Here is a 16,560-nt window from a genome sequence, read left to right as displayed (position 1 = left end):
AACAACAACACATGAAAACGAAGTCTCTTTGTATAGTAGTTATCGCTTCTGTTTTGTTCTTCTGCCCGTCTATCAAGGCGCAGGATTGGCCTCAGTTCCTCGGCCCCGACAGAGATAGCAAATCACCCCAGAAAGGATTGTTAAGAAGTTGGCCGGAAGAAGGTCCGGAAGTATTATGGGCGGTAGAGGTAGGCGTAGGATATGGTGGGCCTGTTGTGAAAAACGGCAAAGCCTATCTGCTCGACCGGGATGAGGAAACGGGGGATATTATGCGTTGCTTCAACCTGCAGACCGGAGAAGAGCTCTGGAGATACAGCTATGACGCTCCGGGAGACATTCCTTTTCCGGGTTCACGGAGTGTGCCGGTAGTCGACGATCGCCATGTGTACTCCTGTGGTCCTTACGGCGACCTCTATTGCTTCGACGTCAAAACCGGAAAGCCGGTGTGGAAGAAAAACGTATGGACTGATTTCGGTGGCAAAACAATTCCTTTATGGGCCATTTCGCAATGTCCGGTGCTTTACGGCGATCTGCTTATTGTGGCTTCACAAGCTCCCGAAGCGGGTGTTGTGGCCTACAACAAACAAACGGGGGATGTAGTATGGAAAACGCCTAATCTCGGCAATGAAAGCTATGTGAGCCCGAAGATTCTGAAGATCCATGGGGAAGATCAGGTCGTATGGCTCACCTCCTCTACCAATACGTTTCAGAACCGCGACGCGGAAGTGACCAAAGGTAATGTGGTCGGACTGGATCCGCATACCGGCAAAACACTCTGGCAATACAGCAACTGGGATTGTCATATCTCCGTAGCCTGTCCGGTGGTTACTGCAGACAACAAACTACTGATTATCGGAGGATACGAGCGTGGAGCAACCATGATACAGATAAACAAAAAGGCTAACGGCAGCTTCGACACCACCGAACTCTTTACGACACTGGAGTTCGGCGACCAGACAAAGCCCCCCCTCTACCACAATGGACATTTCTACGCCATGTATCGTACAAATCAGAAACGCGACGGGCTTGTCTGTATGGATATGGAGGGGAATATCAAATGGAAGACCGGACGCAATCCCAACTTCGACCGCGGTAGCATGATCCTGGCCGATGGGCTACTGTTGGCAACCGACGGACTGAAGACGCTCTATCTGATAGAACCCAGCCCGGAAGCCTTTAAGATGATCTCAAAAGCTGATGTTCTGACCGAAGGCGGTGCCGGCGAAGGGATGGCACGCATGGGTGGTAGCACACAGAATTGGGCGCCTATCGCGTTGGCCGACGGCAAACTGTTGATCCGCGACCAGGCTAAAATGGTTTGCGTAAAAGTGGTACAATAATCTAATTAGGATGTTATCTTTGTAAAAACAAGATGTGTCATGAAAATATTAGATAATTATAGTGCTTTCAAATTATGTCTGATCAGCTTTGTCAGTGCGGTGTTTATTGTCTATCCGGACATTGCCTGCCTTCCCTGGGAGCTTAGTTTTCTTGATGAAGCGCAACGTGCCTCCCATTGGACTTTCTTCTTTATCCGTTATTTCTTCTTTGTTGGGTTGATATGGGGGCTGTTGATCTATAACCTGAATAAAATCAAAAACCTTTGTTTCCAGCAGCGGGCATGGAGAACGTTTGCCATTACCGCCGTTGCCTACGGCCTGTTTGTGGTTTTCATGTGCCTTTGGCACGGAAAAATGTGTGGATTTGGCAGCATACTGCTCTTCCAGTTCTTTGTGGTGTTTATTGTTTGCACCTTTGTAGGGCATGTCTTTATGTTGTATCATGTGCAGCGAAAGAAAGAACAGGAGATCGAACAACTGAAAATCGAGAACCTGCAAAGCCGGTGCGATGCCTTGGCCAATCAGATCAACCCGCACTTTTTCTTCAATTCATTGAACAGCCTGACAGCCTTGGTGCGCAAGAAAGAGGATGAAAACACCCTGGCCTTTGTAAACAAACTATCCGATGTCTTCCGCTATATCCTACAAAGCGATAAGAAAGGACTGGTGACCCTGGCCGATGAACTGGAATTCGCTCAATCCTTCCGCTATATGATGGAGGTTCGTTTTGCCAATAAGCTTGTTTTCAACATCGATGTAAGCCCGGAAAAGCAGAATCTCAAACTACCGGTATTGTCTATCCTGCCTCTTATCGACAATATCGTCATACATAATACGATCGATAGCGAGCATAAGATGGAGGTCGCCATCTACCTCAACCCGGACGACGAACTGGTGATTACCAACCCGGTATACCCCAAACTTTCTCCCTCGGAGACCAATGGGACCGGATTGAAGAATCTGGAAAACCGCTTCGCCCTGCTTATGAACAAACAGATCCGCATCGAAGACGACGGAAACACCTATACAGTCTACTTACCACTCAAATAACATCGTATGAAAATCCTGATTGTAGAAGACGAAACTGTTGCATACGAGAACCTGATCAATATCCTTGCTGAAATAGATCTCGACATCGAGGTGGTTGGCAATACGGAAAGTATTACTCAAACTATCAAATGGCTGCAAACCAACCCGGCTCCCGATCTGATCTTGATGGATATCCACCTTTCCGACGGCTCTGCTTTTTCTATTTTCGACAGTATAGAGGTCGATACAGCCATTATCTTCACGACTGCCTATGACGAATATGCGATTGAAGCCTTTAAGGTGAACAGCGTGGATTACCTGCTTAAACCTATCAAAGCAGAGGAGCTCACCCGTGCCTTGCATAAATTCAGCAAGTGGACAAGGATTGAGGTGGTTGAATACCTCACCCGAATGACGCAAATCAATCCCTCACCTCGTTATAAAGACCGCTTATTGATTCCGGTAAGAGACAAATTAATCCCCATTGCCCTCCACGAGGTAGCCTATTTTTATACCTCCGAAAAGAATACCAAGATCTATATGAAAGATGGCAGTTGCTACCCCTATATCAAGACCCTCGAACAGATATCAGGTCAGCTAAACCCGGCGAAGTTCTTTCGTGCCAACAAGCAATTCCTCCTCTCCCGTGACAGCGTTCAAAACATCACCATCTGGTTCGACAGCCGATTGCTTGTGAATCTAACAATCGACACGCCGGAACCGATCTATATCAGCAAAAACAAAGCTTCGGAATTCAAGCAATGGATCGTTAACGAGGCGTAAGTGCAATAGTTACCAAATCGATTATTTGCCAAGCATCAACAACAAGGGTTCCGAGCCTGAGTCAGGCATAGTCTGCCCATCGACAACCAGTTGATTGGTGTGCTGTGACAATAATTCTTTTCCCTCCTTTACATTGATATGCACGTTCTTTACCGAAACATTTTCGGCATGGATCAATTCAATACCCCGATCGGCGGTGATCGTGATATCTTCCAAGGCAACGTTTTGGATTTTCATCTCGGGGAGTCCATTGAAGTACATTGCACGGCGCGCTCCTTTACAGGTGACGTTACGGATCGATATATTACGGAATGAAGGAGTCTCCTCTGTTACAGCAGGCAAGGCTGGCTGAATAGATTTACCCTCTTCCAGCTCTTCCAGGGCTGATTTACCGCTATAGAACAGATCGAACAGGATTGGTTCGGTCGGAATATTGGTCATCCGGATATTCTCAATCCATATATTCTCTACCACACCGCCACGGCCACGGGTGCTCTTGAAGCGAAGCCCCACGTCGGTGCCCATAAACAAACAGTCGGACACATAGATATTCTTCACACCACCAGACATCTCACTGCCGACAACAAAACCTCCATGTCCGTGCAATACCTCATTATTTTTTATAATCACATTCTCACAGGGCACATTTCTTTCACGTCCGTCTTTGTCTTTTCCCGATTTAAGACAGATCGCATCATCGCCCACATCAAACAAATTACCGATGATCAATGCATCCTTGCAAGATTCCAGATCCAGTCCATCACCATTCTGTGAATACCAGGGATTGAATACCTTGACATCCGACATGATAAACTGCTCGCACATCAATGGATGGATACCCCAGGCCGGCGAGTTGCGGAACGTTACACCTTCCAACAAAACCCCTTTGCAACCGATCAGACTCACCAGTACCGGACGCAGCCAATGATGAATCGCTTCCCATTCGGCATCAGTCGTCAGGTCTTGCGGATTGTTAAACATATCACTCGTTTTATACCCGCGAAACGATTCTTCGCTGGGAAACCACATATCACCCTTTTCATTGAGTACCCCTCCGGAGCCAATGAGTTTGCGCCATTGAGCAGTGGTCATCTTATCTTTCTTCACAAAACGCCAGGCATCGCCCGAACCGTCAAACACCCCTTCGCCCGTAATAGCAATATTTTGTACGTCACGCGCGTGTATAGGCGAGGTTGAGCGGCGTGTATTCAACCCCTCGAAAGAGGTTTCGATGATGGGATAAAGCGTTTTGTCGGGATTGAAAACGACAAGCGCGTTCGCCTCCGCATGCAGGTTGATATTATCCAATAACTGAATTGGGCCGGTTTGCCAGATCCCGGCAGGTATCACCACCGTTCCCCCACCCTTGGCCGACAGCTCTTGAATGGCCCGGTTGATCGCCTCCGTATTCATGGCTATGCCATCGCCTACAGCGCCATAATTGATGATATTCACCGAACGATCCGGAAAAGCAGGGCGTTCGAAAGCCTCTATAGAGAAAGGTACATGATCAAAATAAGCGGCCAGGGAGTCCTCTGTGGCCGCGGTCGATCCGGGAGTCGTTTGACACCCCGTGAATGCCAATATTCCGGCAAAGAAAAAAGAGCATAGTTGAATAGATGCTGTTTTCATGTGTATTCGATTGTATAGTTTAATTATTTTATTCCAAATGCAATATTAAAGCGTTCGATTTGCAGTTTTGGTGAATATTTGTTTTTTTGCAGAGAGAAATTGGTAAAGATGTTTGCTTTTTGGTTTTGATGTGGAAAAATTGGTTTCAGTCAATTATTTCACATAAATGAACAATCTGTAAACATCGAACCAGCGCAAGCGCCATACATTTGCAGCTAATGATTAGTTAATTTATAAATCAATTCTATCATGAATAGACAAAAAGTAAACAAAGTACACAAAGGATTTTTTACATTCCTATTGAGTTTTCTCAGTGTGGTTGCTTTTGCCCAGGGACGTCAAGTAACGGGTACTGTGACAGACGCGACCGGTGAACCGATGATTGGGGTCAACGTATTAGTCAAAGGAACGACTAACGGTGCCATTACCAATCTGGATGGTGAGTACGTTATCACTAATGTAGGGGATAACGCTGTTTTATCTATTTCCTACATCGGCTACATGCCTCAGGAAATTGCGGTAGGTAACCAATCCATTATTAATGTAACGCTTCGTGAAGATTCACAAGCATTGGACGAAGTAGTGGTTATCGGTTACGGTACGATGAAAAAGACCGACGTAACCGGTTCTTTATCTTCTATTTCTTCCGAAAAGATCAGCGCTCGCGGTGCTCTTCGCGTAGAAGATGCTTTGCAGGGATCTGTACCGGGGGTAAACATCACCCAGGCAAACAGCCGTGCAAACGGTAAGTTTAGCATCCAGATCCGTGGTCAGGCTTCTATCAACAACACAAGCGGTCCGCTTTATGTTGTTGATGGTATGGTCGTTTCTTCTATCGACTTCCTGAACCCGGAAGATATCGAACGTATCGACGTATTGAAGGATGCCTCTTCAACGGCTATTTATGGTTCACGCGCATCTGAAGGTGTGATCATCATCTCTACCAAAGGTACCGGTGCTGGACAGAACAAATCGCAACCAGTAGAAATCTCTTACGATGGTTATTATGGTATTCGTGAAGTTGCCCGTATGCCGGACTTCATGGACGCTACCGAGTGGATGAATTATCGCTTTGCCCGTTACACACTGGGAGGAGGCGATGCCAACGGACGTGCCAAATACACAATCAGCGACGGCGACCTTCAATCTGTATTCCAGAATGGAACCGAATGGAAAGGCTCTCCTTTGCATAATCGCTGGATGAACAATGAAGGTTTCGACTGGGCAAGCGAGGTATTGCAGACGGCTTCTCAACAGAACCACTTCCTCAGCCTGAGCGGCGCTTCCGAAAAGACCAACTATCGTTTGGGCGTTGGTTATCAGAATGAAGAGAACGTGTTCAAAATGAATGACTATGAACGTATCAATATCAAAGGATCTTTCGACAGCAAATTGTCTAAGGTAGTTGAAGCCGGTATGGCTATGAACTTGGTATACGATGTACAGAACGACTGGATCACGGATACGTCGAATGCTTATTCTCCTTATAATAATGCCTTCTGGTTTGCTCCCGTAGTTTCTCCTTGGGACGAAGAGGGTAACCTGCTGGCTATCCCGGCTAAGGTAGGTAAGATGTCACTGACCTCTACTCCTTCTCCGCTGGTTGACTTCGATATCGATGCTTATCAGAACGAAAGCCGTAAATTCCATGTATTTGGTAACCTGTATCTGCGCTTCAACATCATGGATGGACTGCGCTTTACCACTACTTTCTCTCCGAACTTCTACCACGGACGTCAGGGTATCTTCATGGGAACAGGGGTTTCCGAAACATATCCGTTAGGAACCGCTTATTTCCAGAACAAGAAATACAATTATGGTTCGGTTGTAAACACCGACCGTCTGGACTGGACATGGGACAACCAAATCGACTACAACAAGACTTGGGGTGAACACAGAATCAATGCCATGGGTATGTTCTCTTTGTATTCTACCAACAGAGAAACCTATACACAATCGGTAACCAATATTTCTGACGACAAACTCTCTTTCCACGCTATGGGAAAAGGATCAGGTACGAAGACAATCAACTCAACCTATACAGAGTCTTCTCTGGTATCGGCTGCCGCTCGTTTGAACTACGCATTCAAAGATCGTTATATGGCAACAGTAACCCTGCGTGCTGACGGTTCTTCTCGCTTTGCTCCGGATAATCGTTGGGGTTGGTTCCCATCAGCAGCCGTTGCTTGGCGTGCTTCACAGGAAGACTTCCTGAACAATGTAGATTGGTTAGACAACTTGAAATTACGCCTCTCTTATGGTATCACCGGTAACAACAACGTAGGTGACTATGCTACGGCCTCTTCTGCGGCTGGTCCGACCTACACGACCATCGGCGGAAGTGAATTCCAAGGATATTATGCCAATGGCTTGATTGACAGATTTCTGGTATGGGAAAAGATCAAAGAATTCAACGTAGGTCTCGACTTCGCGGTGTTTAACAACCGTATCAATCTGACAGCCGACGCGTATCGTCGTTTGTCTGACGGACAGATCATGAAAGCGACTGTTCCTTTGGAAACAGGCGAAAGCTCCATCACGACCAATATCGGTGCCGTTCGCAATACGGGTATTGAGTTAGGATTGAACCTGGGTGTGGTACGCAACCGCAACATCACCTGGGATGTAAACCTGGCTTTTGCCCGCAACTGGAGCAAGATCACTGAGCTGCCCAACGGAGACGATATCGCCAACAACTGGTTTATCGGCGAACGCCTGAATGTATTGCGCGACTACACGTCTGCCGGTATCATTACCGAAGATGGTGTAACCATGAAAACAAAGGATGGCGACCGTCATTATACATTGCAAGAGGTATACGATACCTTTGGCGCCGGTGGTCAGAAACTGAAATGGTATGAAGGCCAGATGGCTGTAAACGACTGGGACAACAACGGAAAAATCGATGAAGACGACAAACAGATCTTCGCCTGCACCGACCCGACATGGACCGGTAGCTTAAGTTCTACTGTAGCTTACAAAGGCTTCGACTTCTCGTTTATGATCTACACCAAACAGGGACAGTGGTCTCGCAGTTATTTCCACGAACAATTCCAGAATTACGGCGATCGCGGACGTCAGAAGATGAGCTTCGACTACTATATCCCGGCAGGCACTCCGGTATTGGATCCGGTAACAGGCGATGTAACGACACAGGCAACAGCCCATATCGGTAAATACCCTTATCCGAACAACACGGAAAAGACCGGTGGTGGTTACTTCAGCAGCAGTAGTGCAGCCGTACGCTACCATGATACCTCTTTTGTGAAAGTGAAGAATATCACCCTGGGGTATACATTCCCCAAAGAATGGATGAACAAAGTGATGGTTAAACATCTTCGTTTGTATGTAAATGTGCTCAATCCGTTCTGTTTCACAAACTATGAAGGATTCGACCCGGAATGGGCAAGTGCAAACCTGACCAATGGTGGACCCGCTTCCATTACTTATCAGATTGGTGCGAATATTAAGTTCTAATAATATTAATTGACAAAAGACATGAAGATCTATAAGAAAATAATATATGCTATGTGTATGGTTGGAACCATGACACTGGCGGGATGTGATGAGTTTCTCACTCCGGACAATAAGAGTTCCGTAACGGACTCCGACTTTTTCTCAACAGCTTCGGGCTTTCAATCGCTCGTATACGATGCCTACGCCCAACTGGTTGATATCTACAACAGCACCAACGTAACCACCTATTTCAATGCCGGCACAGACCTCTATCAGGATGGTCGTAGCGATATCGACGCGGCGCATCATCGCTGGTCGAACTTCACCCCGGAAAACGGCGTGGTAAAAACATTCTATGTCGACTGTTATGACGGTATCCGCGCTTGTCTGGCTATTCAGTATTATGCCGATATAGCCAGTGTGAGTGATGCTGAAAAACAAAAAGCGATAGACCAGGGTCGTTTCATCAACGCGATGTTCTATTATCTGTTGGTAAACAACTTTGGCGGTGTGCCTTTAGTAACCTCTTACGCGGCAACAGCTGTAAAAGGATATCCTCGCGCCTCAGCCGAAGAGGTATATACCTATATCATCGACGAACTGAAAAGCGTGATAGCTAACAACGCTTTGGTGGCCTCTTCTGCTACCAAAGGAGGTGGTGAAGCAAGCATCGAAGCTGCGAAAGCCCTGTTGGCTAAGACATACCTGGCTGCGGCTTGGGACTTAGGCAACCAGTCCTATTTCGCTGAAGCAGCTAAATATGCGGATGAAGTGATTGGCGGACGCTCGCTGACAACCGAATTTGCAGACCTTTGGGCTGCTGACCGCTCTGGCGATGACAACGCTGAATTTATCTTCGACATCGAATACGATCAAGCCAGTTCACACGATGCTGATGCCGGTAACCGCTGGCAGTCATTCTATTCAAACTATTATGGTGGTGCTGAAGAAGGTATGAAAAACGGTTCTTCTAACTTCATTCCTTTGATGCATACCCTGAGATTGTTTGAGAAAGGTGACAAACGTTATGACGCTACTTTCCTCAGAACGCTGTTGGTGAGCAAAATGTGGGATCCAGCAAATGGCTTCAAAGAAAACGGTAAGCCTCTGGGTGATTACTTTGCTTTCTACAACAATGGAAATTCAGCGAAAGGCAAATTAGTAGGTGTTTACTATCCGGCTTACTGGGAGTGCGACGAGGCTTCTGTTGCTGCATGGCGTGCGGAAGATCCGGAAAACCGCGCTAATACGTTTGTGATTCCGCAGACCGACAAAACAGCACAGATGGAACCGATGTCAACATATATGGCCGACTTGAAAGATTACCCCAGTGGCTTGATCATGAAATATGACTTCGAAGAATCGCAAAGAAAGAGCTGGGCTATTCATCCCTGCAAAAAGTTCGACGACAGCAAGAACCCGTTCTACGCTGCCGGAAAGAGCTTCCGCGACTTGCATATCATCACCTTGCCGGAAATCTTCCTCGTAGCTGCTGAGGCTCACCTGAAGAAAGGCGACAACGCAGCTGCTCTGGCTCGTTTGAACAGCATACGTAAGCGTGCAGGTCTGGCCGATGCCACCAGCATTGACATCGATGCTATCCTGAAAGAATCAGCCTGCGAACTCTTTGGTAATGGCTATCGCCGCATGGATCTTCGTCGTACAGGCAAACTGATCGAATACAATAACCTGTACAACCCGCATCTGAAAGGAAACGCGGCTTCTACAATCGGACAGAAACTGTTGTGGCCGATACCGCAAGCGGCTATCGATGCCAACGATCAACTGACGGCTGCCGATCAGAATCCCGGATATTGATTATTAGTAGGTAATAGTGTTTTTTAAGGGTTTTGCCCCGGACCTTTTTCTGAAAGGTTCGGGGCATTATTGCCAAAAAGAAACTTCTTTTTACTTTTGTGGAGGATAAGAGGCTTATCTGATGGTTATTTTCAACACCTCCTCTCCTATATTACGGGTCAGAATAAATAGTAAATAAACAATAAATCAATACGAAATGAGAACAAAGAAATTCTTAGCCTTTTTCTGTTGTGTGGCTCTTCTATTGCCCCTCCTGGCTTTCGCACCTAAACCCTCCTTCACCATCTTTATGATTGGCGACTCGACCATGGCCAATAAAAACCTGACAGGGGGAAACCCGGAACGTGGCTGGGGGCATGTACTGCCCGGATTCTTTTCGGAAGAGGTTCGCGTAGACAACCATGCCGTCAACGGACAAAGCACCAAAAGCTTTATAGACAGTGGACGCTGGGACGCGGTTATCTCGCAAGTAAAACCGGGTGATTACGTCTTTATTCAGTTTGGACATAACGACCAGAAAACAAGAGAAGACCGCTACACAAAGCCGGGAAGCACCTTCGATGCCAACCTCAAACGTTTCATCACCGAAACACGTGCCAAAGGGGGAACACCGGTGCTCTTCACCTCGATCGTACGCCGTCAGTTCGATGAGAACGGATTATTGAAAGATACGCATGGCGACTATATCACAGCTACCAAAAACGTAGCACGCGAAACCAATACTCTCCTGATTGATCTGTGTCAGCAAACGCACGACTGGATACAACCATTGGGCGATGAAGCAACCCGACAATATTTCATGTGGGTACCCAAAAACACCCTGGCCTGTTGCCCGGATGGGAAAGAAGATAATACACACCTGAATGTGGCCGGAGCAAAAGTCGTTGCCGGCATGGCTGTTAAGTCGCTGGGCGAAGCCATCCCCGAGATGCGTCCCTTCTTTCGGGAATACGACTTTGTGGTAGCGCAAGATGGTTCCGGTGATTTCTTTACCGTGCAAGAGGCTATCAACGCTGTGCCCGACTACCGGAAAGCGGCGCGTACCCGCATCCTGATCCGGAAAGGTATCTATAAAGAGAAACTGATCATTCCGGAGAGCAAAATCAATGTCTCCCTGTTTGGCGAAGAAGGAACCACCATCACCTATGACGATTTCGCACAAAAAAAGAACCTATTTGGAGAAGAGAAATCTACCTCCGGCTCGGTTTCTTGTTATTTCTATGCCGATAACCTCTATGTGGAGAATATTACCTTCGAGAATAGCTCCGGTCCCGTAGGACAAGCCGTTGCCGCACTCGTTGCCGGCGACCGCACGGTATTCAAACGTTGTCGTTTCCTGGGCTTCCAGGACACACTCTATACCTATGGCATGAATAGTCGCCAATATTACGAGGAGTGCTATATCGAAGGGTCTGTCGATTTCATTTTCGGATGGTCAACAGCTCTCTTTAATCGTTGCCACATCCATAACAAACGGAACGGATACGTAACCGCCCCGGCCACACCCGAAGGACATCCGTATGGATATGTGTTCCTCGACTGTCAACTGACCGCCGACGAAGGTGTCGATAAGGTCTATCTCTCCCGTCCCTGGCGTGATTATGCCAAAGCAGTCTTTATCCGCTGCCAGCTTGGAAGTCATATCCTACCCGTAGGATGGCACAACTGGAATAAAAAACATGCCGAAGAGAGCATCTATTATGCCGAGTATCAAAACACGGGAGAGGGCGCCCAGCCTGCGACGGTACGTGCCCCATTTGCCCAACAAATAAGCAATATAGATGACTACACCATCGAAAAAATCATGGCGGGCAACGACAACTGGAACCCATTGACCGACCCACAAACCGTCGTATTAGAAAAACGGTAACAATAACAGAAAAAAAATTCTCACCCGCGTGAGAAAAAATTCTCATGCGGGTGAGAATAAAAAAATCGAGGGATTTCATTCGCCGCCTCGAGGGATTTCATTCGTCGCCTCAGCGAAAAGTTGTAGATAATAGATACCGACTATTTGGCTAAAAAGTTGTAATATTGTACGGTGAAGCCATAGTCGAATTATCATGAGAAAACTTACCATTCTTCTCACTGTCTTATTTTCATTGATTATCAGTGCGTCTGCGCAGTGGCAGGCTACCTTTACCCATTACTCATCGGAAGAGGGGCTCTCCCAAAATTCGGTGATGAAGATCATTGAAGATCACAAAGGATTTATGTGGTTTGCCACCTGGGACGGGATTAACAAGTTCGACGGATACACGTTCAAGACCTACAAAGCCAGCGAAGACAATGCGATCCGACTGGTAAATAACCGGGTAGACCATATTGCAGAAGACCAATATGGCTATATCTGGACATTGACCTACGATAGTAAAGTCTACCGATTCGATCCGCGCACAGAGATATTCCAACAGGTACCTGCATCGGGCAAAGAGAGTTATGCGACGGTCGATTCTATTATCATACTCGATCGTCACATCTGGCTACTAACCGAAAAAGAGGGGGCCATCCGGGTCACCACCGATTCGGTAAGCCACGATTTATCGACCGAAGTCTTTTCGCTCCAATCCGGGCTCTTCCCTTCTATGTCTATTTACACCGTTCGCCAGGACAGCGAGGGCAATGAATGGTTGCTTTCGGACAACGGCATCGGCATGATCCGACCTGATTCGCTCTTGCCGGTACTCTATTTCATGGATGCCCAGTCGTCGAAAAGCCGACAAAAACAGGCATTCTACTGCTTTCGGGAAGTAGATGATTATCTTTATTTCGGATCAGGCAAAGGGCGTGTATGGCTCTATCAGAAAGAGAACAATAGTTTCCGTCTCTTAGAATTTGATACCGAATCGGATATTATCTCTATCAATTCCTGTTCGGATAAGGATCTGATCATTGCAACCCGAACGGATGGATTCTATACCTACGACACACAATCGGGACACCAGGAGCACTATACACATGCCACTCACCGCAATCTGCCCGGCGATCATATCCTATCTGTTTATGTCGACAGAAAGAATGAGGTGTGGTTCGACCTGGAGAATATCCGGGGAGTCACCCATTTCAATCCCTCCACCCAACAAATCAAACAGGAGGTATTGGCTGTGGAAGACGGTAGTGCCTATCGTTCACAGCCCGCTTTTTTCATCTTTGAAGACATAAACGATAACCTCTGGGTGCACCCCTTCAATGGCGGATTCTCCTATTTCGACCGGGAGAAGAACCGTCTGATACCGTTCCACAACGAACCGGGCGCGCCTGACTGGCGCTTCTCCAACAAGGTTCACGCGGCTATGTCGGACCGCCAAGGCAACCTATGGATGTGTACTCACTCCAAAGGCCTGGAGAAGATATCATTCATAACCGAGCGTTTCCATCTGCAAATGCCACATCCTTTGTCATACGAATCGCTTAGTAACGATGTGCGTTCGCTCTACGAAGATAACCATGGTCGCTTATGGATGGGACTGCGTGATGGAAAGATCCGGATATATGAGAAAAATGGCACCTTCCTGGGATGTCTGACTCGGGAAGGTACCTTTGCCAAGAACGGCGATCATTCTTTAGGCGTAGCCTATCATATCTATGAGGATTCGAAAGGAAATATATGGATTGCCACCAAAGGCGATGGCCTCTACAAGGCACAGGAGGAGCAGGGGCGCTACCGCATCACGCAGTATCATTCCGATCCGAATAACCTGTATAGCCTAAGCGACGATAACATCTACTGTGTCCACGAAGACAGCCATGGACGTATCTGGATTGCCACCTTTGGAGGAGGCCTGAATTATATGGAAGAACGGGAAGATGGCTCCGTTGTCTTTATCAACCACCAAAACAACCTCAAAGGCTATCCGATCGACGACTGCTACCGGGTGCGCTTCGTTACAACCGATTCGAAAGGCTACATCTGGGTAGGGAGCACCTCCGGCGCCATCTCGTTCCCGGAGGACTTCACACAGCCGGAAGAGATCCGTTTCGATCATCATGTGCGAATCCCAACCGACAAGCAAAGCCTAAGTCACAATGACGTTTACTGGATTACCGAAACAACCGACGGAAACCTATACCTGGCAACCTTCGGAGGAGGATTAAACAAACTGATATCGGTCGACGAAAAGGGGAATGCCCGCTTCGAGACCTATAACATGGAAGACGGCCTGCCAAGCAATATCTTGCTCTCTATGCGCGAAGACGACGATAAGAATCTGTGGATCAGTACAGAAAACGGCTTATGCAAATTCATACCTTCGGAAGAGAGAGCCGATAATTATAACGACCGTATTCTGAACATACGAGCCGGGTTTAACGAGGCCTCCTCCATTAAGACAAAAGATGGAAAGCTAATCTTCGGTACCCGAAGCGGATGGCTCACCTTCGACCCCAAAGCCATTTCCAAAAGTGCCTTTATTCCCCCGGTGGCCTTTACCCGCTTGCAAATCAACAACGAAGAGATCAGACCCGGACGTTCCAAGATATTGGAACAAGTGCTGGATGAGATTCCCAGGTTGACCTTATCACATAAAGAGAATATCCTGACCATTCAATACGCTGCATTGGATATGAAAGCACCGGAGAATATCCGGTATGCCTACATTATGGAGGGATTCGACAACGAATGGACCTTGGCCGACAAACAGCGTATGGTCACCTATACGAACCTACCCAAAGGCGATTACGTCTTCAAAGTACGTTCAACCAATAACGACGGCGTGTGGGTCGAAAACGATCGGGGACTGCCGATCACCATCCTACCCTCTTTCTGGGAAACCCCTTGGGCCTATGCCCTCTATGTCCTATTGATTCTGGGCATTATCTTTGTTGCCGTATATATTCTGTTCACGATCTATCGCCTAAAGCACGAAGTATCGGTGGAGCAACAGGTATCGGATATCAAACTACGTTTCTTCACCAACATCTCCCACGAATTGCGTACCCCACTGACTCTGATTGCCGGGCCGGTCGAACATATTCTGCAAAACGACACGTTGGCACCGGAGACCCGCGAACAGCTTCAACTGGTGGAAAAGAATACCGACCGTATGCTGCGCTTAGTGAATCAGATTCTTGACTTCCGTAAGATACAAAACAAGAAGATGAAGATGAAGGTCGAACAGATCGAACTGGAATCGTTTATCCGCACGATCATGGATAACTTCGAAGCCCTGGCGACCGAACATCAGATCGATTTTATCTTCGAGTCGGAAAAGAAAGCCCTTTACCTATGGGCCGACGCGGATCATCTGGAGAAGATCATATTCAATCTGTTGTCGAACGCTTTCAAATACACGCCGGTGGGGAAGATGATCCGGGTCTATGTATTGGAAAACGAAAAGCATATTTCGATCGGCGTGCAGGATCAGGGCATTGGCATTGCCGCCAATAAGAAAGAGTCTCTCTTTGTCCGCTTCGAAAACCTGGTCGACCGCAACCTGTTCAATCAGTCGAGTTCGGGCATCGGTCTCTCGCTGGTGAAAGAATTGGTGGAGATGCACGGAGCCACCATCTCTGTCGATTCAATATTAGATGAAGGAAGCACCTTCGAGGTGGCTTTCCTGAAAGGGAAAGAGCACTACGACGCGTCGGTCGAATTCATACTAAAAGACTCTCTCTTGTCGGACACCGAAAAGGAAACGGGAAACACCTCGGAGCCAAACAACACCTCTCCGGCAGGGAACCAAGAGGCAGATGCTTCGCGGGGTGTAATGCTATTGGTGGAGGATAACGGCGAATTGCGCACCTTCCTACGGACCATCTTTGCCTCCTCGTTCCGCATAGCAGAAGCGAAAAACGGGAAAGAGGGACTTGAAAAGGCTCTCAGCCTCCTGCCCGACATCATCATCAGCGATGTGATGATGCCCGATAAAGATGGTCTGGAGCTAACGCGTGAACTAAGAGAGAACCTAACCACCAGCCATATCCCCATTATTCTATTGACCGCCAAGACCACCTTGGAGAGCAAACTCGAGGGTATGGAGTACGGAGCAAACGACTACATCACCAAACCGTTTAGCTCTACCTACCTGAAGGCGCGAGTAGATAATTTATTGGTTCAACATAAGAAATTACAAGAGCTCTATCGAACCAACCTGACCACCCCCGTCACCCGCGAGCAGGAAGAAAAACCGGTAACCAATGAGGAGATATCACCCAACGACCGGAAGTTTATCGACAGGCTGGTGGAGCTGATGGAGAAGAATATGGATAATGGCGAATTGGTGGTCGAAGACCTCGTTCAGGAGCTGGCCGTAAGCCGTTCGGTCTTCTTCAAAAAATTGAAAGCACTGACCGGACTGGCGCCCATCGAATTTATCCGGGAGATGCGAGTAAAACGGGCAGCCGAGCTGATTGAGACCGGCGAATACAGCATTTCACAGGTCTCTTATATGGTGGGAATCAACGACCCGCGCTATTTCAGCAAGTGCTTCAAACAGAAATATGGCATGACCCCAACCGAATATAAAGAGAACAAAAAATACACCTAAACGGTCAGAATATACAC

At 47.5% G+C, this 16,560-nt stretch carries 8 protein-coding genes; 7 read left to right on the top strand and 1 reads right to left on the bottom strand.

All coding sequences use genetic code 11. The features are described from left to right. Positions 1-11: 11 nt before the first annotated feature. Genes M2134_RS04750 through M2134_RS04740 form a run of 3 tightly spaced genes read left to right on the top strand, consistent with a single transcriptional unit; the run spans position 12 to position 3,152 of the window. Positions 12-1,340 carry a PQQ-binding-like beta-propeller repeat protein gene (locus M2134_RS04750; RefSeq protein WP_280749908.1) on the top strand — a complete coding sequence of 443 codons (1,329 nt, stop codon included), beginning with the start codon at positions 12-14 and terminating at the stop codon, positions 1,338-1,340. A 39-nt stretch (positions 1,341-1,379) separates the two neighbouring features. Beyond that, positions 1,380-2,390, top strand: coding sequence for a histidine kinase (locus M2134_RS04745; protein ID WP_280749907.1), 1,011 nt, complete (start codon positions 1,380-1,382; stop codon positions 2,388-2,390). A gap of 6 nt (positions 2,391-2,396) precedes the next feature. After that, entirely contained in the window at positions 2,397-3,152 is a 756-nt protein-coding gene (locus M2134_RS04740; protein ID WP_280749906.1) for a LytTR family DNA-binding domain-containing protein, read from the top strand. Between the two features lie 21 nt (positions 3,153-3,173). On the opposite strand, the gene M2134_RS04735 is transcribed toward M2134_RS04740, so the two are convergent. Beyond that, positions 3,174-4,784, bottom strand: a complete 1,611-nt coding sequence (locus M2134_RS04735) for a glycoside hydrolase family 28 protein (protein WP_280749905.1) — start codon at positions 4,782-4,784, stop codon at positions 3,174-3,176. 249 nt (positions 4,785-5,033) lie between these two features. On the opposite strand from M2134_RS04735, the gene M2134_RS04730 reads away from it, so the two are divergent. From M2134_RS04730 to M2134_RS04715, 4 genes are all read left to right on the top strand, one after another. After that, positions 5,034-8,261 carry a TonB-dependent receptor gene (locus M2134_RS04730; RefSeq protein WP_280749904.1) on the top strand — a complete coding sequence of 1,076 codons (3,228 nt, stop codon included), beginning with the start codon at positions 5,034-5,036 and terminating at the stop codon, positions 8,259-8,261. A gap of 21 nt (positions 8,262-8,282) precedes the next feature. Further along, on the top strand, positions 8,283-10,058 hold the full coding sequence (locus M2134_RS04725) for a RagB/SusD family nutrient uptake outer membrane protein (protein ID WP_280749903.1): 1,776 nt from the start codon (positions 8,283-8,285) through the stop codon (positions 10,056-10,058). Between the two features lie 196 nt (positions 10,059-10,254). Next, positions 10,255-11,928, top strand: a complete 1,674-nt coding sequence (locus M2134_RS04720) for a pectinesterase family protein (RefSeq protein ID WP_280749901.1) — start codon at positions 10,255-10,257, stop codon at positions 11,926-11,928. Between the two features lie 193 nt (positions 11,929-12,121). Beyond that, positions 12,122-16,543 carry a two-component regulator propeller domain-containing protein gene (locus M2134_RS04715; protein WP_280749900.1) on the top strand — a complete coding sequence of 1,474 codons (4,422 nt, stop codon included), beginning with the start codon at positions 12,122-12,124 and terminating at the stop codon, positions 16,541-16,543. The last annotated feature ends 17 nt before the right edge of the window (positions 16,544-16,560 follow it).

The sequence above is a fragment of the Parabacteroides sp. PM6-13 genome, assembly GCF_029892605.1.
Taxonomy (GTDB): domain Bacteria; phylum Bacteroidota; class Bacteroidia; order Bacteroidales; family Tannerellaceae; genus QVMG01.
This window is presented reverse-complemented; position numbering and strand designations above follow the sequence as displayed.

Coding starts and splice junctions, on each gene's coding strand:
- M2134_RS04745 (WP_280749907.1), top strand. CDS start 1,380: ATGAAAATATTAGATAATTATAGTGCTTTCAAATTATGTCTGATCAGC.
- M2134_RS04715 (WP_280749900.1), top strand. CDS start 12,122: ATGAGAAAACTTACCATTCTTCTCACTGTCTTATTTTCATTGATTATC.
- M2134_RS04740 (WP_280749906.1), top strand. CDS start 2,397: ATGAAAATCCTGATTGTAGAAGACGAAACTGTTGCATACGAGAACCTG.
- M2134_RS04725 (WP_280749903.1), top strand. CDS start 8,283: ATGAAGATCTATAAGAAAATAATATATGCTATGTGTATGGTTGGAACC.
- M2134_RS04735 (WP_280749905.1), bottom strand. CDS start 4,784: ATGAAAACAGCATCTATTCAACTATGCTCTTTTTTCTTTGCCGGAATA.
- M2134_RS04730 (WP_280749904.1), top strand. CDS start 5,034: ATGAATAGACAAAAAGTAAACAAAGTACACAAAGGATTTTTTACATTC.
- M2134_RS04750 (WP_280749908.1), top strand. CDS start 12: ATGAAAACGAAGTCTCTTTGTATAGTAGTTATCGCTTCTGTTTTGTTC.
- M2134_RS04720 (WP_280749901.1), top strand. CDS start 10,255: ATGAGAACAAAGAAATTCTTAGCCTTTTTCTGTTGTGTGGCTCTTCTA.